General features: G+C 74.8%; 24 protein-coding genes and 1 riboswitch. Of the genes, 18 read left to right on the plus strand and 6 right to left on the minus strand.

What is annotated here, in order from left to right; translation table 11 throughout:
- Positions 1-52 precede the first annotated feature (52 nt).
- Entirely contained in the window at positions 53-790 is a 738-nt protein-coding gene (locus DNL40_RS03715; RefSeq protein ID WP_111249937.1) for an SseB family protein, read from the plus strand.
- A 16-nt stretch (positions 791-806) separates the two neighbouring features.
- On the opposite strand, the gene DNL40_RS03720 is transcribed toward DNL40_RS03715, so the two are convergent.
- The 4 genes from DNL40_RS03720 to DNL40_RS03735 all read right to left on the minus strand — a co-directional run bounded on the left by DNL40_RS03720 (position 807) and on the right by DNL40_RS03735 (position 4,340).
- Positions 807-1,628 carry a S1C family serine protease gene (locus tag DNL40_RS03720; RefSeq protein ID WP_111249827.1) on the minus strand — a complete coding sequence of 274 codons (822 nt, stop codon included), beginning with the start codon at positions 1,626-1,628 and terminating at the stop codon, positions 807-809.
- Positions 1,625-2,287 (minus strand): hypothetical protein, encoded by a 663-nt coding sequence (locus DNL40_RS03725; RefSeq protein ID WP_245885612.1) that lies wholly within the window; start codon positions 2,285-2,287, stop codon positions 1,625-1,627. The genes DNL40_RS03720 and DNL40_RS03725 overlap by 4 nt, the downstream gene beginning before the upstream one ends.
- A gap of 40 nt (positions 2,288-2,327) precedes the next feature.
- Complete coding sequence (locus DNL40_RS03730; protein WP_111249939.1) at positions 2,328-2,711, minus strand: DUF1844 domain-containing protein; 384 nt, start codon at positions 2,709-2,711, stop codon at positions 2,328-2,330.
- Between the two features lie 114 nt (positions 2,712-2,825).
- On the minus strand, positions 2,826-4,340 hold the full coding sequence (locus tag DNL40_RS03735) for a catalase (protein ID WP_281268416.1): 1,515 nt from the start codon (positions 4,338-4,340) through the stop codon (positions 2,826-2,828).
- Between the two features lie 499 nt (positions 4,341-4,839).
- Here DNL40_RS03735 and infC point away from each other — a divergent pair, with 499 nt between their 5' ends.
- From infC to DNL40_RS03780, 9 genes are all read left to right on the plus strand, one after another.
- Positions 4,840-5,805 (plus strand): translation initiation factor IF-3, encoded by a 966-nt coding sequence (gene infC / locus DNL40_RS03740; protein WP_245885643.1) that lies wholly within the window; start codon positions 4,840-4,842, stop codon positions 5,803-5,805.
- A gap of 103 nt (positions 5,806-5,908) precedes the next feature.
- The gene (gene rpmI, locus DNL40_RS03745; protein WP_111249828.1) at positions 5,909-6,103 is read left to right on the plus strand and encodes a 50S ribosomal protein L35; all 195 of its coding nucleotides are present in this window, start codon (positions 5,909-5,911) and stop codon (positions 6,101-6,103) included.
- Between the two features lie 67 nt (positions 6,104-6,170).
- Positions 6,171-6,557 carry a 50S ribosomal protein L20 gene (gene rplT, locus DNL40_RS03750; RefSeq protein WP_111249829.1) on the plus strand — a complete coding sequence of 129 codons (387 nt, stop codon included), beginning with the start codon at positions 6,171-6,173 and terminating at the stop codon, positions 6,555-6,557.
- A gap of 25 nt (positions 6,558-6,582) precedes the next feature.
- The gene (locus tag DNL40_RS03755) at positions 6,583-7,512 is read left to right on the plus strand and encodes a TrmH family RNA methyltransferase (RefSeq protein WP_111249830.1); all 930 of its coding nucleotides are present in this window, start codon (positions 6,583-6,585) and stop codon (positions 7,510-7,512) included.
- Positions 7,513-7,551: 39 nt separating this feature from the next.
- Positions 7,552-7,908, plus strand: coding sequence for a sporulation protein (locus tag DNL40_RS03760; protein WP_111249831.1), 357 nt, complete (start codon positions 7,552-7,554; stop codon positions 7,906-7,908).
- Positions 7,909-7,966: 58 nt separating this feature from the next.
- Positions 7,967-8,599 (plus strand): RNA 2',3'-cyclic phosphodiesterase, encoded by a 633-nt coding sequence (gene thpR / locus DNL40_RS03765; RefSeq protein ID WP_111249832.1) that lies wholly within the window; start codon positions 7,967-7,969, stop codon positions 8,597-8,599.
- A 122-nt stretch (positions 8,600-8,721) separates the two neighbouring features.
- Positions 8,722-9,783, plus strand: a complete 1,062-nt coding sequence (gene pheS / locus DNL40_RS03770; RefSeq protein ID WP_111249833.1) for a phenylalanine--tRNA ligase subunit alpha — start codon at positions 8,722-8,724, stop codon at positions 9,781-9,783.
- Positions 9,783-12,365, plus strand: coding sequence for a phenylalanine--tRNA ligase subunit beta (pheT, locus tag DNL40_RS03775; protein WP_111249834.1), 2,583 nt, complete (start codon positions 9,783-9,785; stop codon positions 12,363-12,365). The genes pheS and pheT overlap by 1 nt, the downstream gene beginning before the upstream one ends.
- A complete protein-coding gene (locus DNL40_RS03780) occupies positions 12,358-13,215 on the plus strand; it encodes an SDR family NAD(P)-dependent oxidoreductase (RefSeq protein ID WP_111249835.1) in 858 nt (285 codons plus the stop codon). Before pheT ends, DNL40_RS03780 begins: the two co-directional genes overlap by 8 nt.
- Positions 13,216-13,408: 193 nt before the next feature.
- Here the strand turns inward: DNL40_RS03780 and DNL40_RS03785 are convergent, their stop codons facing one another.
- Positions 13,409-14,191 (minus strand): methyltransferase domain-containing protein, encoded by a 783-nt coding sequence (locus tag DNL40_RS03785; RefSeq protein WP_111249836.1) that lies wholly within the window; start codon positions 14,189-14,191, stop codon positions 13,409-13,411.
- A 99-nt stretch (positions 14,192-14,290) separates the two neighbouring features.
- A riboswitch (TPP riboswitch) is annotated at positions 14,291-14,386 on the plus strand.
- On the opposite strand from DNL40_RS03785, the gene DNL40_RS03790 reads away from it, so the two are divergent.
- A complete protein-coding gene (locus DNL40_RS03790; RefSeq protein ID WP_111249837.1) occupies positions 14,377-15,075 on the plus strand; it encodes a TenA family protein in 699 nt (232 codons plus the stop codon). Its footprint overlaps the riboswitch before it by 10 nt.
- 49 nt (positions 15,076-15,124) lie before the next feature.
- Here the strand turns inward: DNL40_RS03790 and DNL40_RS03795 are convergent, their stop codons facing one another.
- Positions 15,125-16,108: a quinone oxidoreductase family protein gene (locus DNL40_RS03795; protein WP_111249838.1), complete on the minus strand. Its 984-nt coding sequence runs from the start codon at positions 16,106-16,108 to the stop codon at positions 15,125-15,127.
- Positions 16,109-16,199: 91 nt separating this feature from the next.
- On the opposite strand from DNL40_RS03795, the gene DNL40_RS03800 reads away from it, so the two are divergent.
- From DNL40_RS03800 to DNL40_RS03830, 7 genes are all read left to right on the plus strand, one after another.
- Positions 16,200-16,772 carry a GNAT family N-acetyltransferase gene (locus DNL40_RS03800; RefSeq protein WP_342766630.1) on the plus strand — a complete coding sequence of 191 codons (573 nt, stop codon included), beginning with the start codon at positions 16,200-16,202 and terminating at the stop codon, positions 16,770-16,772.
- 88 nt (positions 16,773-16,860) lie between these two features.
- Positions 16,861-17,934 (plus strand): N-acetyl-gamma-glutamyl-phosphate reductase, encoded by a 1,074-nt coding sequence (argC, locus tag DNL40_RS03805; RefSeq protein WP_425450747.1) that lies wholly within the window; start codon positions 16,861-16,863, stop codon positions 17,932-17,934.
- Positions 17,935-17,966: 32 nt separating this feature from the next.
- Positions 17,967-19,190 (plus strand): bifunctional glutamate N-acetyltransferase/amino-acid acetyltransferase ArgJ, encoded by a 1,224-nt coding sequence (gene argJ / locus DNL40_RS03810; protein ID WP_111249942.1) that lies wholly within the window; start codon positions 17,967-17,969, stop codon positions 19,188-19,190.
- On the plus strand, positions 19,187-20,191 hold the full coding sequence (gene argB / locus DNL40_RS03815) for an acetylglutamate kinase (protein ID WP_111249841.1): 1,005 nt from the start codon (positions 19,187-19,189) through the stop codon (positions 20,189-20,191). Before argJ ends, argB begins: the two co-directional genes overlap by 4 nt.
- Positions 20,192-20,208: 17 nt before the next feature.
- On the plus strand, positions 20,209-21,567 hold the full coding sequence (locus tag DNL40_RS03820; RefSeq protein ID WP_425450755.1) for an acetylornithine transaminase: 1,359 nt from the start codon (positions 20,209-20,211) through the stop codon (positions 21,565-21,567).
- On the plus strand, positions 21,567-22,499 hold the full coding sequence (argF, locus tag DNL40_RS03825) for an ornithine carbamoyltransferase (protein WP_111249843.1): 933 nt from the start codon (positions 21,567-21,569) through the stop codon (positions 22,497-22,499). Before DNL40_RS03820 ends, argF begins: the two co-directional genes overlap by 1 nt.
- Entirely contained in the window at positions 22,496-23,020 is a 525-nt protein-coding gene (locus tag DNL40_RS03830) for an arginine repressor (protein WP_111249844.1), read from the plus strand. Before argF ends, DNL40_RS03830 begins: the two co-directional genes overlap by 4 nt.
- Positions 23,021-23,067 lie beyond the last annotated feature (47 nt).

A 23,067-nucleotide genomic window follows, 5' to 3' on the forward strand; every position in this document is an offset into this window, starting at 1 on the left:
CGGCGCCACGCCCGCCGAGGGGGCTGAGGCCGGCCGGGCGCTGCCCGACCACCTGCGCTCCATCCAGCCCACGTCGCAGTTCGCCGGGGACGACGGCACGGCCGACGCCGAGCTGGCCCGCCTGCTCGACGGCTACCGTACCGGCGCGGCGGCGCTGCGCGAGGTCGTGGCCCGGCTCGCAGCCACGCGGGTGCTGGTGCCGGTGCTCGCCGAGCTCGACGTCGCCGAGACGGTGGTGGTCGACGGGCAGGAGATGCACGTCGACAAGGAGGCGTCGGCCGGTGTGGTCGCGCTCGCCGCTCCCGACGGCCGGCGGGCGCTGCCCGTGTTCACGAGCGTCGCAGCGATGCAGGCGTGGCGGGCGAGCGCCCGACCCGTGCCGGTCGAGGCGACCCGTGCCGCGCTGTCCGCCGTGAGCGAGGACTGGGCGCTGCTGGTGCTCGACCCCGCCGGTCCGGTCACCGTGACGGTGCCCCGGCCGGCCGTGTGGGCGCTCGCCCAGGGCAAGGAGTGGCGCCCCGCGCTCGTGCCGCAGCAGGACGGCGTGGTGGTCGACGCCGAGGTGGCCGAGGCGGTGCGTCTGGCGGCCGAGCCCGTGCAGCACGTGGTGCGCGTGGCCGCACAGCCGGGCCGCAAGGCCGAGGTCGCGGTCGTCCTGTCGATCGACGCCGGCCTGGACCGGGCAGGGCTCGACGCCGTGCTGCGTCAGGTCAACGCGCGGCTCGGCGCCTCGGAGGTCGTGGCCGAGCGGGTGGACTCGCTCGAGCTGCGCATCGCCGCCGCCCGCTGAACCCTCGGGCGAATCCTCAGGCGCAGGGCTCGACGGGCGTGAAGGCGGTGGTGTCGGCGAGCACCTGCTGCACCGTCGACAACGGGACCAGCAACGACATCCCGTCGTCGGTCTTGGCGTAGACGACCCCGACCACCCGGCCGTCGTCGTCGAGGGCCGCCGACCCTGACGAGCCTGGCTCCACGGGTGCGTCGGTGACCAGGACCTGCCCGAGGTTGGCGTTGAGCGGGTCGTTGGTGGCGCCGATGACGCTTCCCTGGGTGACCGTGAGCGCCCGCCCCTCCGGGTAGCCGACCACGGTGACGTGCTGGCCGGGCACCGGGTCGGCGTCGCCGAGGCGCGGGAAGGACGGCAGCGGGTCTTCGGTGCGGACCACCGCGAGGTCGGCCAGCCCCGCCGTGCTGGCGGCCGCCACCTCCAGGTCACGGCCGTCGTACGTGCTGACCTGGAGGGAGGATGCGTCAGCGACGACGTGCCGGTTGGTGATGAGGGTGTGCTCGTCGATCGCGAAACCCGACCCGGTCGACAGCGCCCCGCACCCCACGTTGCGGATGCGGACCGCCATGCGCTGCACGGCGTCGAAGCCGTCGGGCGACAGGTGCGCCGCCTCGGAGGGGGCGATGGACGGGGCAGCGGGGGCGACGTCGCCGGGGACGAGGTCGCTCGCCGCGATCGCGGACGGTCCTTCCGAGGGCAGCGGCGGGAACGGCGGCACCGGACCGCAGCCGACGAGCAGCGTTGCGGCGGCGGTCAGCGCCCCGGCGAGGAGGACGGGGCGCGCGGGACGCCGGCCGTTCCCGACGGCGGACGGCGGTCTGCCGGCCGGGCCGCGGCTCACTGCTGCAGCTCCTGCTGCAGGGACTCGTTGGCGGCTGTCGCCTGCGCGCACAGCGTGTCGACCTGCTGGCCGAACTGCTCCAGGTCGGCGGGGTCGTACCGCTCCGGCGTCCGCAGGTACTCGATCAGCTGCGACTGCCCGGAGGTGCAGCGGCCCAGCGCGCTGGCCACCACCCCGGCCGCCTCGCTCACCCGGCGCTGGTAGTCCAGGTACTGCTGCGACGCCACGTTCTCGTCACCGAGCTGCGCCTTCTCGTCGGCCAGCGCGGTGATCCGCGAGGTGGCGGTGGCCAGCTGCTCCCGCGCCGCGGCGAGCTCGGAGCTCGCGGCCGAGAGCTGGGACTCCAGCTCGGCGACCCGCTCGCCCTGGGCGCGCGCCTGCTCCTGCCAGGCGTCCGACGACTGGCGCCACCGGTCCGCCGCCACCCACAGGTAGCCCGCCAGGCACAGGGCGACCACGAGCAGCGCGGCCAGCACCACGGCCCCGCGGCCACGGCGTCGCGAGCGGCGCACCGCTGCCGCACCGTCGTCGGGGAGCGGTGCCTCCGCGACGGCTGCGTGCGGGGCGGCGGCCGGCACGGCGTGGGGGCCCGAGCCGTGGCCGGGCGGGGCGTAGGAGGGCGGGACGGGTGCCGCACCCGCAGGGCGCTCGTCGCTCATCGGGTCCTCAGGCGCTCACGGAAGGTGGGGGAGGAGCAGGTCAGACGACGGAGCCGGTGAACTTCTCGCCCGGCCCCTCGCCCGGGGCGTCCGGGATCACGGAGGCCTCGCGGAACGCCAGCTGCAGGGAGCGCAGGCCGTCGCGCAGCGAGCGGGCGTGCTGGTTGCCGATGTCGGGCGCCGAGGCGGTCACGAGGGCGGCCAGGGCGTTGATGAGCTTGCGCGCCTCGTCGAGGTCGAGGTGCCCCTGCTCCTCGGCGTCCTCCGCCAGCCCGCACTTGACGGCGGCGGCGCTCATGAGGTGGACGGCGGCGGTGGTGATGACCTCGACGGCGGCGACGTCCGCGATGTCGCGCGTCACCTCGTCGACGGCGGCCGGGTCCACGGAGCCGGCGGGGGCGGAGTTCTCGGGGGCGGTGCTCATGAAGGTCATCCTAGGTGTCGTGGCGGGCCCTGCGGACGGGCCGGACGGCCGGAGGCCGGGCCCCGCGCGTGCGGGACCCGGCCTCCGGCGGGACGGGGAGAGGCGAGGGCCTCGTCAGATGCCGACGGGCTCGACGTCCGGGCCCTGGCCGGCGGCGACGGGCGTCGGCGCCGGGCCGACGGCGACCTCGGTGCGCAGCTTGGCGCCGAGCTCGCTGTCGACGTTCGTCCAGTACTGGAAGAAGCGCTCGCGGATGGCCTCGACCGTGATGGCCTTGCCCTGACCGGTCAGCGTCTCGAGGAAGCGCGCCTTGGCCGCGTCGTCGAACACCTCGCGGTACAGCGTGCCGGCCTGGCCGAAGTCGTCGTCCTCGGCGTGCAGCGAGGCGGCGGTGCGCACCAGCGCGCCGTCGTTCGCCCACGAGCCCTCGGCCGCCCGCGTCGGGTCGGCGGACGGGCCGCCGAACGAGTTGGGCGTGTAGTTGGGCACGCCCACCTCGTTGAAGTGGTGACGCTGCGAGCCGTCCTGCGAGTAGTTGTGCACCGGGGCCGCGTGCGGCTGGTTCACCGGGATCGACTGGTAGTTGGTGCCGACGCGGTAGCGCTGGGCGTCCGGGTAGGAGAACACGCGCGCCATGAGCATCTTGTCGGGCGAGATGTCGGTGCCCGGCACCTGGTTGGCCGGCGAGAGCGCGATCTGCTCGATCTCCGCGAAGTGGTTGCGCGGGTTGCGGTCGAGGGTGAAGTGACCGACCTCGATCAGCGGGTAGTCGGCGTGCGGCCACACCTTGGTCAGGTCGAACGGGTTGAAGCGGTAGCTCTTCGCGTCCTCGTACGGCATGACCTGGACCTTGATGTCCCAGGTGGGGAAGTCCCCGGCCTCGATGTGCTCGTAGAGGTCGCGGCGGTAGTAGTCCGCGTCCGCACCCGCGAGGCGCTCGGCCTCCTCGTTGGTGATGTTCTTGACGCCCTGGCGGGAGATGAAGTGGTACTTGACCCAGAAGCGCTCGCCGGCGGAGTTGATCCACTGGTAGGTGTGGGAGCCGTAGCCGTTGAGCTCGCGCCACGACGTGGGCAGGCCGCGGTCGCCCATGAGGTAGGTGACCTGGTGGGCCGACTCGGGCGACAGCGTCCAGAAGTCCCACTGCATGTCGGCGTCGCGCAGGCCGGACCAGGGCAGGCGCTTCTGCGAGTGGATGAAGTCCGGGAACTTGATGGCGTCGCGGATGAAGAACACCGGCGTGTTGTTGCCGACGATGTCGAGGTTGCCCTCGGTCGTGTAGAAGCGCAGGGCGAAGCCGCGCACGTCGCGCCAGGTGTCGGGGGAGCCGAGCTCGCCGGCGACGGACGAGAAGCGCAGGGCGACCTCGCCGGTGGTGCCGGGCTGGAAGGCCGCGGCGCGGGTGTAGCGCGAGACGTCGCCGGTGATCTCCCAGCGGCCGAACGCGCCGCCGCCCTTGGCGTGGACGATGCGCTCGGGGATCCGCTCGCGGTTGAACTGGGCGAGCTTCTCGACGAGGTAGCGGTCGTGCAGCACGGTGGCGCCGTCGGCACCCACGGTCATGGAGTGGGCGTCGCTGGCGACCGGCGTGCCGGTCTGCGTGGTGGTGAACGGGTTCGTGGTGGTCACGAGGACGACCGTACGGGCTTTTCTGGAATGATTCCAGTACGTCGCCCGCGCGGAGGCGTGTCGCCGACGTCACGCCCGGCCGGGGCGGCTTCGGGCGGCGCACGGCTTCGGACCGGCGCGGTTCCGTGCTACCGTTGACGGCTGACCGACCTGGTAGGTCTTGCTCGCGGCGAACCCTCGCCGCCGGGCGCGGGCTGCCGGGTGCACCAAGTGGATCACCTCCCACCCGAGCACCGACGGGTTCTGGATCGACACGTTCGATCCGGGCCGACAGGAGCCGGGTCCGGTCGGACGGCGGCACCCCGCGCGGGGAGTCGGCGTCCACCCCTCGCGGGTGCGGCTGCTGCCGTCCCCTCGTCGGGCATACCGAAGGCCTCCACCCTGGTGCTCAGGGCGGGGGCCTTTCTCCGTCCCTGGTGGTCTCACGACGATTCCTAGGAGCATCACCATCAGCGAGCCTCGCATCAACGATCGGATCCGCGTCCCCGAGGTCCGACTCATCGGTCCTGGCGGGGAGCAGGTCGGCGTAGTTGCCACGGCGGTCGCCCTGAAGCTTGCCCAGGACGCCGACCTCGACCTCGTCGAGGTCGCCCCGGACGCCCGTCCGCCCGTCGCCAAGCTCATGGACTACGGCAAGTTCAAGTACGAGTCCGACATGAAGGCGCGCGAGGCGCGGCGCAACCAGGCGAACACGGTCCTCAAGGAGATCCGCTTCCGCCTGAAGATCGACCCGCACGACTACGCCACCAAGAAGGGCCACGTCACCCGCTTCCTCGAGGCCGGCGACAAGGTCAAGGTCATGATCATGTTCCGCGGCCGCGAGCAGTCGCGCCCGGAGATGGGCGTGCGCCTGCTGCAGAGGCTGGCCGAGGAGGTCTCCGACCTCGGTGTCGTCGAGTCGATGCCGAAGCAGGACGGCCGCAACATGACGATGGTGCTCGGCCCGGTCAAGAAGAAGGCCGACGCCAAGGTGGAGCAGCGCAAGCGCGCCGCCGAGATCAACTCGCAGCGGATGACCAAGTCGGAGCGCAAGGCCCAGGCCGCTGCGACCGACGCCCCGGCCCCCGAGGCCGCGGAGGCCGCCGAGGTCGAGGCTCCTGCCGTCGAGCAGGCCGTCGCCGAGGCGCCGGCCGCCCAGGCTTCCGTCGTCGAGACCCCGACGGCGCAGGCCCCGGCGGCGGAGGCCCCTGCTGTCGAGGCCGAGGCGCCCGCCGAGGCTCCGTCGACCGCCCCGACCGACGAGGCCCCGGAGGCTCCCGCCGCGGCGAAGCCGGCGGCCAAGCCCGCCGCGAAGCCCGCGTCGGCCAAGCCTGCCGCCGCCAAGCCCGCGGCGAAGCCGACGGCCGCCAAGCCTGCCACGTCGAAGCCGAGCGCTGCGGCCCCGGCGGAGACGGTCAAGCCCGCGGCGCCCCGGCCCGCGGCGCCGAAGCCGGCCCCCAAGCCCAGCCCGCGCAGCTCGCGCTGACCGGCTGAACCAGCACGACCCGCACCGGGTCACGGCAACCCGTGGCCCGCACCACGTCACCGCCGCCCGCGGCGGGTGACCGACACGAGGAGAGACGGCAGTCATGCCGAAGAACAAGACGCACTCCGGCGCCAAGAAGCGCTTCCGGATCACCGGGAGCGGCAAGGTCATGCGCGAGCAGGCGAACGCCCGCCACCTGTTCGAGCACAAGCCGAGCACCCGCACGCGCCGTCTGGCCCAGGACCAGGTCGTCGCGCCCGCCGACGTCAAGAAGATCAAGAAGCTGCTCGGCAAGTGACCCTCCCTGCGCGGTCGTCCTCGACCGCGCGGAGCACTTCCGGACCCGACACTGCAAGGAGCATCACGTGGCACGCGTGAAGCGGGCGGTCAACGCCCAGAAGAAGCGCCGTACGACCCTCGAGCGCGCCAGCGGCTACCGCGGCCAGCGCTCGCGCCTCTACCGCAAGGCGAAGGAGCAGGTCACCCACTCGCTCGTCTACGCCTACCGCGACCGCAAGGCGAAGAAGGGTGACTTCCGCAAGCTGTGGATCCAGCGCATCAACGCTGCGGCCCGCGCGCAGGGTCTCACCTACAACCGCCTCATCCAGGGCCTGAAGGCCGCTGGTGTCGAGGTCGACCGCCGCATGCTCGCCGAGCTGGCGGTCAACGACGTGGCCGCGTTCAACGCGCTCGTCGAGGTGGCGAAGGGCGCCCTCCCGGAGGACGTCAACGCCCCCAAGGCCGCTGCCTGAGCCTCGGCACAGCCAGTTGCCCCACTTGAGCACCCCGGACGCCCGGACGGCCCCGGCGGCTCCCACGCCGCCGGGCACCGCACCGCACGACGTGACGCTCGCGAACCCGCGAGCCGACCGCGTCAAGCAGGTGCGGGCGCTGTCCGGGCGTCCGGCGCGTCTGCGGCACGGCCAGTTCCTGGTCGAGGGGCCGCAGGGTGTGCGCGAAGCCGTCCGCTTCGCCCCGGCGGACGTGCGTGACGTGTACCTGACGCCCGCGGCGGCGACGCGGTACGGCGAGATCGTCGAGGCGGCGACGTCGGCGGGCGTGCGCGTGCACCTCGGCACCCGTGAGGTGCTGGAGGCGATGAGCGCGGACGCCCAGGGCGTGCTGGCGGTGGTCCGTTCCACCGTCCTGTCGCTCGAGGAGGCGCTGGGCGCCCTCGAGGACCCGGACGGCGGGCGCCGACGGTCGCTGCTGGTGGCGGTGCTCGCCACGGTGCGCGACCCCGGCAACGCGGGGACGGTCGTCCGCGCGGCCGACGCCGCGGGGGCCGACCTGGTGGTGCTGGCCGGGGAGAGCGTCGACGTGCACAACCCCAAGGTGGTGCGCTCCACGGCCGGCTCGCTCTTCCATCTCCCCGTGGTGTCCGGCGTCGCGCTGGAGCAGGTCGTCGAGGCGGTCCACGCCCGGGGGCTGACGGTGCTGGCCGCCGACGGTGCTGGCGAGCTGGACCTCGACGACCTGCTCGACGTCGCGGGTCCGGCGGGCGCCGAGCAGCGGGCAGCCGGCGTCCCGGACCTCGCGGCGTCGACCGCGTGGGTGTTCGGCAACGAGGCGTGGGGCCTGCCCGAGGCCGACCGCGCGCTCGCCGACGCCGTCGTGCGCGTGCCGATCCGGGGCAGGGCCGAGTCGCTCAACCTGGCGACCGCAGCCACCGTGTGCCTGTACGCCTCCGGACGCGCCCAGCGCTGATCACGGGCCCCCGGGCCCGGCGCACCCTAGTCTCGAGGCATGGCCTCGGTTCCTGACCTCCAGCGCATCAGCCAGAAGATCGCCGACGGCGCCACCGTCCGCGACGTGTTCGGCGCCCCCGTCGAGCGGGACGGGACGTTGCTCGTCCCCGTCGCGCGCGTGTGGAGCAGCGGTGGCGGTGGCGGCGGGGACGGCACCGGTGGCGGGGCGAACGGCTCGGGCGGCGGCCTGGGCCTGCTGCAGCGCTCGCGCCCGGTGGGGGCGTACGTGCTGGACGAGTCGGGCGCCCGGTGGGAGCCGGCGGTCGACGTGACGCGCATCGTGCTCGGCGGGCAGGCCGCTCTGGCGGTGGTGGCCCTGGCCGTGGCGTGGGCCGTGCGGCGTCGTCGGCGCTGAGCGCCCTCGCCCGGCCGGGCAGGTCGCCGGCACACGCCCGGCGGTGCACGATCGGCGGGTGCGTCTCTTCACCGCCGTCTACCCCTCCGCGCAGGCGTCCGCCCACCTGGACCTGGCCCTCGGCGGCCTCGGTGGTCCCGCGGTCGCGGACCCGGGACCGGGGCTGCGGTGGGTCCCCAAGGAGCAGCGCCACCTCACGCTGGCCTTCCACGGCGAGGTGCCCGACGGCGCGGTGCCGGCCTACCTCGCGGCGCTGGCTCCGGCGCTGTCCGAGGTCGCCCCGTTCGACGTCGCGCTCGGGGGCGGCGGCTCGTTCGGCGGGCGCACCCTGTGGGCCGGCGTGGCCGAGGGTGCGGCCGGGCTGCGCGTCCTCGCCGCGGCTGCCGAGCAGGCCGCGGCGGAGGCCGGCTTCCGTGCGGACGACCGCGCGGGCGGGCGCCCCCACCTGACGCTCGCCCGGACCTCCGCGTCGCGCGGTCTGCCGCAGCGCGGTGGTTCCCGCCGCCCGCGCAGCCGGCCCGACGGCGGCCCGCTCCCGGCGTGGGCCCGCGCGCTCGCGGTCTACCGGGGCCCTGTGTGGGAGGTCGGCGTCGTCCACGTCGTGGCGTCGGAGCTCGGGGCGGGCCGGTCAGGAGGTCCGCTGCACACGTCCGTCGCCGCGGTGCGCCTCGGGGGCGGGGCGGGAGGCTGACCGGCGTGGGACGGGGGGCGGGGCCGGGCGGTCCGGCACCTAGACTGGCCCCGGCCCTCCACGCGCGCCCTCGGGGCGTGCACGACGGCCCCCGACACCCGTCCCGACCAGCGGAAGGCACCATGTCTGCTCCTGCCGAGCCCTTGCCCGAGGGCCCGTCCCCGCTCGACGTCGCCGCGCTCGACGCCGCCGTCGAGGCCGCGCTGGCCGACGTCGCCGCCGCGACCGACCTCGAGGCCCTCAAGGCCGTGCGCAGCCGGCACACCGGCGACCGCAGCGCCCTCGCGCTCGCCAACCGCGCGATCGGCGCGCTGCCCGGGCCGGACAAGTCCGCCGCGGGCAAGAACGTGGGGCCGCGTCGTGGCCGTGTCGCCCAGGCGATCGCCGCCCGGCAGGCCGAGCTCGAGGCGGAGCGCGACGAGCGCGTGCTGCGCGAGGAGGCGGTCGACGTCACGCTGCCGGCCGGGCGCCGCCCCGTCGGCGCGCGCCACCCGATCGAGACGATCCAGGAGCGCATCGCCGACTTCTTCGTGGGCATGGGCTGGGAGATCGCCGACGGCCCCGAGCTCGAGGCCGAGTGGTTCAACTTCGACGCGCTGAACTTCGGCCCCGACCACCCGGCGCGCCAGATGCAGGACACCTTCTACGTGGACGGTGGCAAGAACCTCGTGCTGCGCACCCACACGTCCCCGGTGCAGGCGCGCTCGCTCCTGGCACGCGGCGTGCCCCTGTACGTCGCGTGCCCCGGCAAGGTGTTCCGCACGGACGCGCTCGACGCGACGCACACGCCGGTGTTCCACCAGGTCGAGGGCCTCGCGATCGACAAGGGCCTGACGATGGCGAACCTGGTCGGCACGCTCGACGCGTTCGCCCGGGCCATGTTCGGCCCGGAGGCGCGCACCCGCCTGCGGCCCAGCTTCTTCCCGTTCACGGAGCCGTCCGCCGAGATGGACCTGTGGTTCCCGCAGAAGAAGGGCGGGGCCGGGTGGATCGAGTGGGGCGGCTGCGGCATGGTGCACCCCAACGTGCTGCGCGCTGCCGGCGTGGACCCCGAGGAGTACCAGGGCTTCGCGTTCGGCATGGGCATCGAGCGCACGCTCATGCTGCGCCACGCGATCGCTGACATGCACGACATCGTGGAGGGCGACGTGCGCTTCTCCACCCAGTTCGGGACGGAGATCTGATGCCTCTCGTCGTCACGGAGTGGCTCGGCGACCACGTCGAGCTCCCCGAGGGCCTGACCGCCGAGCAGCTCGCGGCCGACCTGGTGCGCGTGGGCCTGGAGGAGGAGGCGGTGCACGGTGCCGCCGTCACCGGCCCCCTCGTGGTGGGCCGGGTGCTCGAGCGCGTCCCGGAGCCGCAGAAGAACGGCAAGACGATCAACTGGTGCCAGGTCGACGTCGGCGCGCACAACGTCGACGGCGTCCCGGCGTCCGAGGGCGGCACGCCGCGGGGCATCGTGTGCGGCGCGCAGAACTTCGACGTCGGCGACCTCGTCGTCGTCGCGCTGCCCGGCGCGGTGCTGCCCGGCCCGTTCCCGATCGCGAGCCGCAAGACGTACGGCCACGTGTCCGACGGCATGATCTGCTCCCAGCGGGAGCTGGGCCTGGGTGAGGACCACGACGGGATCATCGTGCTGCCGCGCCTCGGGTTCGCCGAGGCGGACCTCGCGCCGGGACAGGACGCCGTCGCGCTCCTGGGCCTGGGCGACGAGGTGCTCGAGATCAACGTGACGCCCGACCGCGGCTACGCGTTCAGCTACCGCGGCGTCGCCCGCGAGTACGCGCACGCCACCGGTGCGCGGTTCACGGACCCGGGCCTGGTCGCGAGCCTGCCCACCCCGCCGCCGTCGCCGAACGACGCCGGGTTCCCCGTGGAGGTCGACGACGCCGCACCGATCCACGGCGTGACCGGCTGCGACCGGTTCGTCACCCGGATCGTGCGGGGCATCGACCCGTCCGCACCGACGCCGGCGTGGATGAAGCGCCGGCTGGAGGGGTCGGGCGTGCGGTCGATCTCGCTCGCCGTCGACGTCACGAACTACGTGATGCTGGACCTGGGGCAGCCGCTGCACGCCTACGACCTGGGCCAGGTCGTCGCGCCGATCGTGGTGCGTCGTGCCGCACCGGGGGAGAGGCTCACCACCCTCGACGACGTCGCGCGCACGCTCGACCCGGAGGACCTGCTCATCACCGACTCCCCGGGGGGTGCTCGCGGCTCGCGCGTGCTCGGCCTGGCCGGCGTGATGGGTGGTGCGTCGTCCGAGGTCACCGAGGCGACCACGGACGTGCTGGTGGAGGCGGCGCACTTCGACCCCGTCACGGTGGCGCGCACCGCGCGCCGGCACAAGCTGCCCTCGGAGGCCGCCAAGCGTTTCGAGCGCGGCGTGGACCCGCGCCTGCCCGCCGTCGCGGCCCAGCGTGTGGTGGACCTGCTGGTGGAGCACGGCGGTGGCACCGCGGACCCGGCGGTGGGGGACCTGGACACCACCAAGGGTCCGGCCCCGATCACGTTCCCGCTGGGCCTGCCGTCGCGCACGGCCGGTGTCGAGTACCCGCGCGAGCAGGTCGTCGAGATCCTGGAGCAGATCGGTGCCGGTGTCTCGCCGGGGCCGGACGCCGACTCCGTGCTCGTCATCCCGCCCACGTGGCGGCCCGACCTGACCGAGGGGGTGGCGCTGGTCGAGGAGGTCGTGCGGATCGCCGGCTACGACCGCATCCCGTCGACGGTGCCGGCCGCGCCGGGGGGACGAGGCCTGACGGCGGAGCAGCGCACGCGCCGCTCCGTGGCCCGGGCTCTCGCCGAGGCGGGTCTGGTCGAGACCTTGTCGTACCCGTTCGTGGGAGAGGCGGAGCTGGACGCGCTCGGCCTGCCCGAGAGCGATCCGCGCCGCCGTGCGGTGCGGCTGGCCAACCCGTTGGCGGACGACCGCCCGCTCATGCGGACCTCGTTGCTCGTGACGCTGCTGGAGACCGCGCGCCGCAACGTGGCGCGCGGCCTGCCCGACGTCGCGGTCTTCGAGACGGGCCTGGTCACGCTGCCGGGCGAGGACGCGCCCGTGGCGCCCCAGCTGCCGGTGGGCCGTCGCCCCTCGGCGGAGGAGCTGGCGGCGCTCGAGGCGGCCGTCCCAGCCCAGCCGCGGCACGTGGCGGGCGTGCTCACGGGCCGCCGCGACCACGCGGGTTGGTGGGGCGCTGGCCGCACCGCCGACTGGGCCGACGCGATCGAGGTCGCCCGGCTCGTGGCCGAGCGCGCGGGAGTGGCGGTGTCGGTCGAGGCGGACACCGAGACGATGCCGTGGCACCCGGGCCGGTGCGCCCGCCTGGTGGTCCCGGGCGGCACGGTGGTGGGTCACGCCGGCGAGCTGCACCCCAAGGTGGTCGAGCGGCTGGGGCTGCCGGCCCGTGCCGTGGCGTTCGAGGTGGACCTGTCCGCGCTCGTGGCCGCCGCGAGCGGCGAGCCCGTGCAGGCCACCGCGGTCTCGGCGTTCCCGGCGGCGAAGGAGGACTTCGCGTTCGTGGTGGACGCCGGTGTGCCGGCCGCCGACGTCGTCGCGGCGGTCGCTGCCGGGGCGGGCGAGCTGCTGGAGGACGTGGCGCTGTTCGACGTCTTCACGGGCGAGCAGGTCGGCGAGGGCAAGAAGTCGCTGGCGTGCTCGGTCCGACTGCGCGCCGCGGACCGGACGCTGACGGCCGACGACGTCCGCGGCGTGCGCGAGGGCGTCGTCGCGGCGGCGGAGCGCGTCGGGGCGGTGCTCCGTGGCTGAGGTGGTCGAGGTGGCGCCGGCGCGCACCGCGCTGGTCACGGGTGCCTCCCGGGGCATCGGGCGGTCGCTGGCCCTGGGGCTCGCCGAGGCGGGTCTCGACGTCGCGCTGGTGGCGCGGGACCGTACGGCGCTCGACGCCGTCGCGGCGGGGGTGCGCGACGCCGGCCGGCGGGCGGTCGTGCTGCCGGCCGAGGTCACCGACGCGGGCCAGGTCCGGGCGGCGGTCGCGGAGGCGGAGGCGGAGCTGGGCGGGGTGGACCTGCTGGTCAACGCCGCCGGTGTCGTCGACGCCGAGGTGCCGGCCTGGGAGGCGGACCCGGAGCAGTGGTGGCGCACGATGGAGGTCAACGTGCGCGGCCCGTTCCTGCTGGCCCACGCGGTGGTGCCGGGCATGCTCGCGCGCGGTGGCGGCCGGGTGGTCGACCTGGCCTCAGGGGCCTCGAGCCACGACATGCGGGTGGCGAGCGCCTACAACGCGAGCAAGACGGCGCTGGCGCGTCTGGGAGCTCACCTGCACGCGACCGGGTTCGACCGGGGGCTGCGGACGTTCGAGGTGGCCCCGGGTGTCGTCGCCACCGACATGACGGCTTCGATGGCGATGCACGAGGGCCGGACGGACTGGACGCCGGTGGAGCGCACCGTGGACGTCGTGGTGGCGGTGGCCCGCGGGGAGCTCGACGCGTGCTCTGGCTGGTTCGTGCGTGTCACGCACGACACCCCGCAGTCGCTGCGCGAGCTGGCCGCCGGGGCGGGTGGGTCGTCGGGCGGGGCGCCCGCGACGGCGCGCCGGCTGCGCGTGCTGCCCGCCGGTGAGGGCGACCCGCTGGCGGCAGACCTCACGGGTCGCTGAGGCTGCGGCTCGTCCGGCCCATGAGGTCGGGCGGGCCAGAAGGCCTGGAGGGGCCGGGTGCGGCACGAGCCGCGCCCGGCCCCTCGTGCGTCTCGGCCGTACCCCGTGCCCCGTACCCCGTGCCCCGTGCCCCGTGCCCTGTGTCCTGTGTCCTGTGCCCCGTGCCTGCTGCCCCCGTGCGGCGGCGCCGGGCTCAGGTGCGCGTCGCGACGACGAAGACGCGCCGGAACTGCAGGGGGGTGCCCCACGGGTGTTCGGGGTACGCCTCGCGCAGGGCGGCTCCGTACTCGGCCTCGAACCGGGCGCGCAACGCCGGGTCGTGGGCCTGGAGCGCGTGGAGCACGGGCTGGGCGCCGGTGGCGGAGATCCATCGGAGCACGGGGTCGGGACCGTGCAGCACGTGGGTGTAGGTCGTCTCCCAGGCGTCGACCTGCCAGCCGGGGGCTGCCAGCAGGTCGAGGTACTCGGCGGGGTCGGCGGTGGCACGGCGCGGGACGGGGCCGACGACGTCGGTGTAGGGGCTGCGTGCGGCGACCTCGCGGAGCAGGAGGTGACTGGGCGCGTCGTGGTTGCCCGGCACCTGGAAGGCGAACGTCTGGGCGGCGGTGGCGGCCAGGGGCGCGAGGAGCTCGCGGTGGTCGGGGGCCCACTGGAGCGCGGCGTTGCTGACGACGAGGTCGGCGCCGGTGACGGGGCCTCGGCGGTGGGCGACGTCGCGCAGGTCGGCCAGCTCGTAGCGGACGCCGTCCTGGGGCTCGTGCGCCCGGGCCCGCTCGATCATGGCGGGGGAGGAGTCGAGGCCGACGACGGTAGCGGCGGGCCACCGGGTGCGCAGCACGGTGGTGAGGTGGCCTGGGCCGCAGCCGAGGTCGACGATCGTGGCGGGCTCTGTGCGGACCCGGGAGAGCAGGTCGTGGAAGGGCCGGGAGCGCTCGTCCGTGAACTGCAGGTAGGCGGTGGGGGACCAGTCGGGCACGGGAACTCCTGTCTTGATGTCGAGTATCTCGACGTCAAGATACATGCTCGCGGCGCTGCCGTCAGCGACCGCACCGTGGCGCTGGCCTCTGCTAGCGTCGGGCGCGACACGGGGTGCCCCGCACCGAGGGCTGAGATCAGACCCGTCGAACCTGCTCGAGCTCGTACTCGCGAAGGGATGTCGCCATGAGCGCTGTCGTCACGCCCACCACCACCTTCTGCACGGAAGCCTGGGACCTCGTGGCCCCCTGGCGCGACGCCGTCGAGCGCATGCCGTTCATCGTCGCGCTGGCCGACGGGAGCCTGCCGGCGGAGAGCTTCACGTTCTACCTCGCCCAGGACGCCGCCTACCTGCGGGAGTACTCGCGCGTCCTGTCCCGGGCGGCCCAGCTGGCGCCGGACACGGCGGCCCAGTCGTTCTTCGCGCGCTCCGCGCTCCAGGCCGTCGAGGTCGAGACCCAGCTGCACCGCGACTGGCTGGGCTCCCGCGGCCAGGAGGCCGACGTCGAGCCCTCGCCCGTCACGGCCGCCTACACCGGGCACCTGCACCAGGCGGCGTCCGGCTCCTACGGCGAGGCGGTCGCGGCGCTCCTGCCCTGCTACTGGCTGTACGCCCACGTGGGCGAGGTGCTCCTGGACCAGGCGGCGGTGGGGCCGCAGGGGCTGGCCGCCCACCCCTACGGGGCCTGGATCGGCACCTACGCCGACCCGGGGTTCCAGGAGTCGGCGGCCCGGGCGCGCGCCCTCGTCGACGAGGCGGCGCGCTGGGCGTCACCCGCGGAGCGCGCCAGGATGCTGCGTGCCTTCGAGCTGTCCTCGGTGCACGAGTTCCTGTTCTTCGACCAGGGCGTCACCCGGCCGACCTGGCCCAGCCCGACGGTCTGAGCCGCCCGCGGCGGCGCCGGACCCGGGGGCGGAGCTCACGGGGTCGTGTTCACGGGAGCAGGAGCACCTTGCCGGTGGTCGCTCGGCCCTCCAGGGCCCGGTGGGCCTCGGCGGCCTCCGCGAGCGGGTACGTCGCACCGATCCGCACGTCCAGGTCGCCGGAGGCGGCGGCCGCCATGATCTCTCCTGCCCGCCGCTCGAGCTCGGTCCGGGTGGCCGTATGGTGCGCGAGGGTGGGGCGGGTCAGGTACAGGGAGCCGCCCGAGTTGAGCCGCTGGGGGTCGAACGGCGGTACCTGGCCGGACGCCCCGCCGAACAGCACGAGCGTCCCGCGGGGCCGCAGGCTGGCGAGCGAGGCGTCGAACGTGGCCCTGCCGACGCCGTCGTACACCACGTGGACGCCGGCCCCGTCGGTCAGGTCGCGGACGACGGCGGGCAGCTGCGTGGCGAGGTCGTCCATGGCGGAGTAGTCGATGGTGTGCGCGGCGCCCGCGGCGCGGGAGAGCGCGGCCTTCTCGGCCGTGGAGACCGTGGTCAGCACGCGTCCGCCACGGGCCGTGGCGAGCTGGGTGGCCAGCAGGCCGACGCCGCCCGCCCCGGCGGTCAGCAGCACGTCGTGCCCGGGTGCGACGGCGAACGTGGAGGTGACCAGGTAGTGCGCGGTCATCCCTTGGAGGGGGAGCGCGGCCGCGGTGGTCAGGTCGAGGCCGTCGGGTACGTGCACAGCGTTGTGCGCGGGGACGAGCGCCAGCTCGGCGTAGCTGCCCGGCGCCTCGTTCCAGGCGACCCGGTCGCCCGGGGCGAACCCTTCGACGCCGTCGCCCAGCGCCTCGACGACGCCCGCGCCCTCCACGCCGACCACGTGCGGATGGTCCACGGGGTAGACGCCGCTGCGTCGGTAGGTGTCGATGAAGTTCACGCCGGCGGCGGCCACCCGCACCAGCAGCTCGCCCGGCCCGGGGGCGGGGTCGGGCAGGTCGGTGAGCTCCAGGACGTCGGGGCCGCCCGCGGTGCGGGCCTGGACTGCGCGCATGCTCTCGAGACTAGCCGCGCGGCGGTCCGGAGGTGATCCCGGTCGCCGGGCGTCGTGGCGGTCCCGGCTGCTGCTTGCATACCCTGCGGGCGTGAGCACCGACAGCAGCACCCGTACCACGCCCGACGGCGACGGCGGAGCCCGGCGTCCGGGCGCCCCTGCGCTGACGGTCCGCCCCGCGACCGAGGCCGACTGGCCGGCCCTGTGGCCGATCGTCGAGGCGGTGGTGCGGGAAGGGGAGACGTACACCTACCCGATCGACCTGACGAGCGAGGCCGCCCGGGAGCTGTGGCTCGAGCGGCCGCCGGGTGCGACGGTGCTGGCCGAGGCCGGCGGTGAGGTGCTCGGGACGGCGAAGATGGGCCCGAACCGCCCGGGCAACGGCGCCCACGTGGGCACCGCGTCGTTCATGGTGGCCCCGCAGGCGCGCGGCCGCGGCGTGGCCCGCGCCCTGGGGGAGCACGTGGTGGCGTGGCACCGGGAGCGGGGGTATCGCGGCATCCAGTTCAACGCCGTGGTGGAGACCAACGCGGCGGCGGTGCACCTGTGGCGCTCGCTGGGCTTCCGTACCGTGGGGATCGTGCCCGGGGCGTTCCGCTCGCCGTCGCACGGGTACGTCGGGCTGCGCGTGATGTACCTCGACCTGGTGGGGGAGCAGTCCTAGAGGCTGTGCCTGGGTGGTGCTGCGCCGACCCTCTCGTCCTGCGGCGCGGCGTAGCAGTCACTATGCATGGGTATGTATAGTCATGCATATGTCCAGCACGAAGCCGTTCCGCGTCGCCGTCGCGGGCGCCTCCGGCTACGCCGGGGGCGAGCTCCTGCGCCTCGCCGCCCGCCACCCCCGGCTCGAGGTCGGCACGCTCACGGCGCACAGCAACGCCGGCGCCACGCTCGGCAGCGTGCACCCGCACCTGCGCTCCCTGGCCCACCGCCTGCTGGAGCCCACCACCCCCGAGGCGCTCGCGGGCCACGACGTCGTCGTCCTCGCGCTGCCGCACGGCGCCTCCGCCGAGATCGCGGCACAGCTCCCCGACGACGTCCTGGTGCTCGACCTGGGCGCGGACCACCGGCTCGTCAGCCCCGACGCCTGGGAGCGGTTCTACGGCTCCGCGCACGCCGGCACCTGGCCCTACGGGCTGCCCGAGCTCCTCCACGGCGACGGCGCCGGGAGCGTGACCGGCCGCCAGCGGGACCTCCTCGCGGGCGCGAGCCGCATCGCCGTACCCGGCTGCAACGTCACGGCCGTGACCCTGGGCCTGCAGCCCGGGGTCGCCGCCGGCGTGGTCGAGCCCACCGACGTCGTCGCGGTGCTCGCCAACGGGTACTCCGGCGCCGGGCGCGCGCTCAAGCCGCACCTGCTGGCGAGCGAGGGGCTGGGAGCGGCCGCCCCGTACGCCGTCGGCGGCACCCACCGGCACGTCCCCGAGATCCAGCAGAACCTGGGCGTGGCCGGAGGCGGCGACGCGACCATCAGCTTCACGCCCACGCTCGTGCCCATGTCGCGCGGCATCCTCGCCACCGTGACCGCCCGGCTGGCCCCGGGTGTCGCCCCCGACGAGGTCCGCCCCGCGTGGGAGACCGCCTACGCCGACGAGCCGTTCGTGCACCTGCTGCCCGAAGGGCAGTGGCCGTCGACGGCGATGACGCTCGGCGCCAACGCGGCTCTCGTCCAGGTCGTCGTCGACGCCGCCGCGGGCCGCGTCGTGACGGTCACCGCGATCGACAACCTCGTCAAGGGCACCGCCGGCGGGGCGATCCAGTCCATGAACCTCGCTCTCGGCCTCGACGAGACCACCGGCCTGCCCACCGAAGGAGTCGCCCCGTGACGGACCACGCCCCGAGCCCTGCCGTGCAGGCTGTGCCGGCAGATGCTCGTGCCGCCACGCCCGCCGGCACGATCACCACCCCGCGCGGCTTCCGCGCCGCGGGCGTCGCCGCCGGCCTCAAGACCTCCGGCCGGCCCGACGTCGCGCTCGTCGTCAACGACGGCCCGCAGCACGTGGCCGCCGCCGTGCTGACCTCCAACCGCGTGCACGCCGCTCCGGTCGCCTGGACGCGGCAGGCGGTCAAGGACGGCGTCGCGCGCGCCGTCGTCCTCAACTCCGGCGGCGCGAACGCCTGCACCGGCCCCGAGGGCTTCGCCGACACCCACGCCACGGCCGAGCACGTCGCCGCGGCGCTCACCGCGGCCGGCGTGGGTGCCGACGACGGCGTCGGCGCGGGCGACGTCCTGGTGTGCAGCACCGGCCTCATCGGCGTCCGCCTGCCGATGCCGGCCCTCCTGTCCGGGGTCGACGCCGCCACCGCGGCGCTCAGCGCCACGGGCGGGGACGCGGCGGCGCACGCCATCATGACCACCGACACCGTCGCCAAGCAGACCCTCCAGGAGGGGGACGGCTGGAGCGTGGGCGGCATGGCCAAGGGAGCAGGCATGCTCGCCCCGGGCCTGGCCACCATGCTCTGCGTCCTCACCACCGACGCCGCGATCGACGCCGCCACGGCCGACGCCGTGCTGCGCGCCGCCACCGCGGTGACGTTCGACCGGGTCGACTCCGACGGGTGCATGTCCACCAACGACACCGTCGTGCTCATGGCGAGCGGGGCGTCGGGGGTGACACCCACGCCGGAGGAGCTGACGGAGGCCGTCACCGCGGCCTGCGCGGACCTGGCCCGCCAGCTCGTCGCCGACGCCGAGGGCGCCAGCCACGACATCGCCGTCACCGTGCGGGGCGCCACCACCGAGGACGCCGCCCTCGCGGTCGCCCGGGCCGTCTCCCGCTCCAACCTCTTCAAGGCTGCGATCTTCGGCAACGACCCCAACTGGGGCCGGGTGCTGTCCGCCGTCGGCACGGTGCCCGAGGACGTCGCACCGTTCGACCCGCTCACGCTGGACGTCACGATCAACGGCGTCCAGGTCTGCCGCGCGGGTGGCGTGGGCGAGCCCCGCGAGCTCGTCGACCTCGCCTCTGCCCGCGAGGTCGCCGTCGACGTCGACCTCCACGCCGGCGACGCCCAGGTCACCCTCTGGACCAACGACCTCACGCACGACTACGTCCACGAGAACAGCGCCTACTCCTCATGAGCACGGACCACAACGGCGTGCTGGACGCCGCCGCCGACGCGTTCGACACCCGCACCGACCTGCGCCCCGACCAGAAGGCCGAGGTGCTCGTCGAGGCCCTGCCCTGGCTGCAGGAGTTCTCCGGCGCGCTCGTCGTCGTCAAGTACGGCGGCAACGCGATGGTCGACGACGCGCTCAAGGCCGCCTTCGCGCAGGACATGGTGTTCCTGCGCCAGGTGGGCCTGCGCCCCGTCGTCGTGCACGGCGGGGGCCCCCAGATCAACGCGATGCTCGCCCGCCTCGGCATCCCCAGCGAGTTCCGCGGCGGCCTGCGCGTCACCACGCCCGAGGCGATGGAGGTCGTCCGGATGGTGCTCACCGGCCAGGTGGGCCGCGAGCTGGTGGGCCTGGTCAACGCCCACGGCCCGCTCGCCGTGGGCCTGTCCGGGGAGGACGGCGGCCTCTTCCGTGCCACCCGGCGCACGGCCGTCGTCGACGGCGAGCCCGTCGACGTCGGCCTGGTCGGTGACGTCACCGGCGTCAACCCGTCCGCGGTGCAGGACATCCTCGACGCCGGCCGCATCCCCGTCGTCTCCACGATCGCGCCCGACGTCGAGGACCCCACGCAGGTGCTCAACGTCAACGCCGACACCGCGGCCTCGGCGCTCGCGGTCGCGCTCGGCGCCAAGAAGCTCATCGTGCTGACCGACGTCGAAGGGCTGTACACCTCGTGGCCCGACCGGTCGTCGCTGGTGGAGCAGATCACCGCCGGCGACCTGGCGGCGCTGCTGCCGTCCCTCGAGGCGGGCATGGTCCCGAAGATGGAGGCGTGCCTGCGCGCCGTCGAGGGCGGCGTGCCGGCCGCCACCGTGATCGACGGGCGTCAGCCGCACTCGGTGCTGCTCGAGGTCTTCACCACGCGGGGCAACGGCACGATGGTCGTGCCGGGCGAGGCTGCCGGGTCGGCGGTTCCCGGGCCCGTGAGCACGGCCACCACGACGACGGAAGGAGCGGTCCTGTGACCGAGCCCTCGGACCTGCTGCCCGACGGCGGCGGGCACGGTGCGGGCGACCTGACGGTCGCCGGCTGGACCGAGCGCTACACCCGTGCCGTGATGGACACGTTCGGCCCGCCGCAGCGCGTCCTGGTGCGCGGCGAGGGTGCGTACGTGTGGGACGCCGACGGCAGGCGGTACCTCGACCTGCTCGCGGGGATCGCGGTCAACGCGCTCGGTCACGCGCACCCCACCCTGACGGCGGCCGTCAGCGCCCAGCTCGGGACGCTCGGCCACGTGTCGAACTTCTTCGCCACCCCCACCCAGGTGGCCCTCGCGGAGCGGCTGCTGCACCTGGCACGGGCGCCGGAGGGCTCGCGGGTGTTCTTCACGAGCTCGGGCACCGAGGCGCTGGAGGCGGCGTTCAAGATGACGCGGCGGGTGCAGCCCGGGGGCAGGGTGCTGGCGCTGGAGGGTGCCTTCCACGGCCGTTCCATGGGGGCGCTGGCGCTCACGCACAAGGCCGCCTACCGGGAGCCGTTCGAGCCGCTGCCGGGCGGTGTGGAGCACGTGCCGTTCGGTGACACGGCGGCTCTGGACGAGGCGTTCTCCGCGGCGGCGGTGGCCGAGCGCGGGCCGGTCTCGGCACTCGTCGTCGAGCCGGTCCAGGGGGAGGCGGGCGTGCGCCCGCTGCCCGCTGGCTACCTGGCTCACGCGCGTCGGCTGACGTCCGAGGCCGGTGCGCTGCTGGTGCTGGACGAGGTGCAGACGGGCATGGGGCGGACAGGCGCCTGGTTCGCCCACCAGCACCCCGAGATCGGCGGGGGCGTCCAGCCCGACGTCGTCACGCTCGCCAAGGGCCTCGGCGGAGGGTTCCCCGTCGGTGCGGTCATCGCCTACGGGGAACGCGCGGCCACCCTGCTCGGCCGGGGGCAGCACGGCACCACCTTCGGCGGCAACCCTGTCGCCGCCGCGGCCGCGCTGGCCACGATCGGCGTCATCGAGCGCGACGGCGTCCTGGAGAACGTCGAGACCGTGGGTCGTCTGCTGCGCACCGAGATCGAGGCCGCGGGCTCCCCGCTGGTACGCGAGGTGCGGGGGCGCGGGCTCCTGCTCGCCGTCGTGCTGCACCGGCCGGTCGCGGCGCAGGTGGCCGCCGCCGCCCTCGGGGCGGGGGTCATCGTCAACGCGGTGGCGCCCGACGTCGTGCGGCTCGCCCCGCCGCTGATCCTCACGTCCGAGCAGGCGCGCGAGGCGGCGCGGTTCTTCGCCACCGTGCGGGTCGACGACCCCGCGGGCGAGGACGCCGTCCCCACGACCACCACGCAGACCCCCGCGACCAGCAGCCCCGCCGAGTCCAGTTCTGAGTCCAGCCCCGCGCCCAGCCCTGAGGAGAACGCCTGATGCCCCGCCACTTCCTGCGCGACGACGACCTGACGCCGGCCGAGCAGAAGGAGGTCCTGGAGCTGGCGATGGCGTTCCGGGACGACCGGCACGTGCGCCAGCCGCTCACGGGCCCTCGGGCGGTGGCGATCCTGACCGACAAGCCGACGCTGCGCACGCAGGTCTCGTTCACCACGGGCGTGGCCGAGCTGGGGGGCTACCCCCTCCTGGTCGACGGCAACCTGGCACAGGTGGGGGTGCGTGAGTCGATCGCGGACACCACGCGGGTGCTGGACCGGCAGGTCGCCGCGATCGTGTGGCGCACCTACGGGCAGGAGCGCATCGAGGAGATGGCGTCGTTCTCCGCCGTGCCGGTGGTCAACGCGCTGACGGACGCCTTCCACCCGTGCCAGGTGCTGGCGGACCTGCTCACCGTGGCGCAGCACCGCGGTGGGGTGGGTGCGCTGCCCGGGCAGGTGCTCGCGTACGTGGGCGACGCGGCCAACAACATGGCCAACAGCTACCTGCTGGGAGGCGTGACGGCGGGCCTGCACGTGCGCATCGCCGGCCCCGAGGGGTACCTGCCGAGCCCCGACGTCGTCGCACGAGCGCAGGAGGTCGCGGCGCAGACGGGCGGCTCGGTCGTCGTCACCACCGACCCGGTGTCCGCCGTCGCGGGTGCCGACGCCGTCGCGACCGACACGTGGGTCTCCATGGGAGACGAGGACGAGGCAGCGGAGCGCACGCGCACCTTCGCCGCGTACCAGCTCGACGGCGCCCTGCTCGGGCACGCGAAGGACGACGCGATCGTGCTGCACTGCCTCCCGGCCTACCGGGGCAAGGAGATCACCGCGGACGTGATCGACGGGCCGCGCTCGGTCGTGTTCGACGAGGCCGAGAACCGCCTGCACGCCCAGAAGGCGCTGCTGACGTGGCTGCTGGAGCAGCGATGAGCGCGGCGCACGCGAGCGGCCCGGTCGCCCCGGTCACCAAGGCGGCACGGCAGGCGCGGATCGTCGAGCTGGTGCGCCGCGGGGCCGTGCACTCGCAGTCGGAGCTGGCCCGCCTCCTGGCGGACGAGGGGCTCGTGGTCACCCAGGCCACCCTGTCGCGCGACCTGATCGAGCTGCGGGCCGAGAAGGTGCGCACCGCCTCCGGCTCCCTGGTGTACGCGGTGCCGGGCGAGGGCGGCGACCGCAGCGTCCTGGCTGCCCAGGACACGGGGTACGTGGCGGCGCGCCTGGCCCGTCTGTGCGCGGACCTGCTGGTCTCGGCGGAGGCCTCGGCCAACATGGTCGTCCTGCGCACGCCGCCGGGCGCGGCCAACTACCTCGGGTCGGCCATCGACCACTCGGTGCTGCCGGGCGTGCTCGGCTGCATCGCGGGCGACGACACCATCCTGGTCATCGCCCGCGACCCCGCGGGCGGCGAGGAGCTGGCCCAGCGCTTCCTCGCCCTGGCGACGCCGTCCTGAGCGCCGCCGTCCTGACAGACTTCCCCCGAACCACTGACGAAGAGAGA

The sequence above is a fragment of the Xylanimonas oleitrophica genome, from assembly GCF_003244315.1.
Taxonomy (GTDB): Bacteria; Actinomycetota; Actinomycetes; order Actinomycetales; family Cellulomonadaceae; genus Xylanimonas_A; species Xylanimonas_A oleitrophica.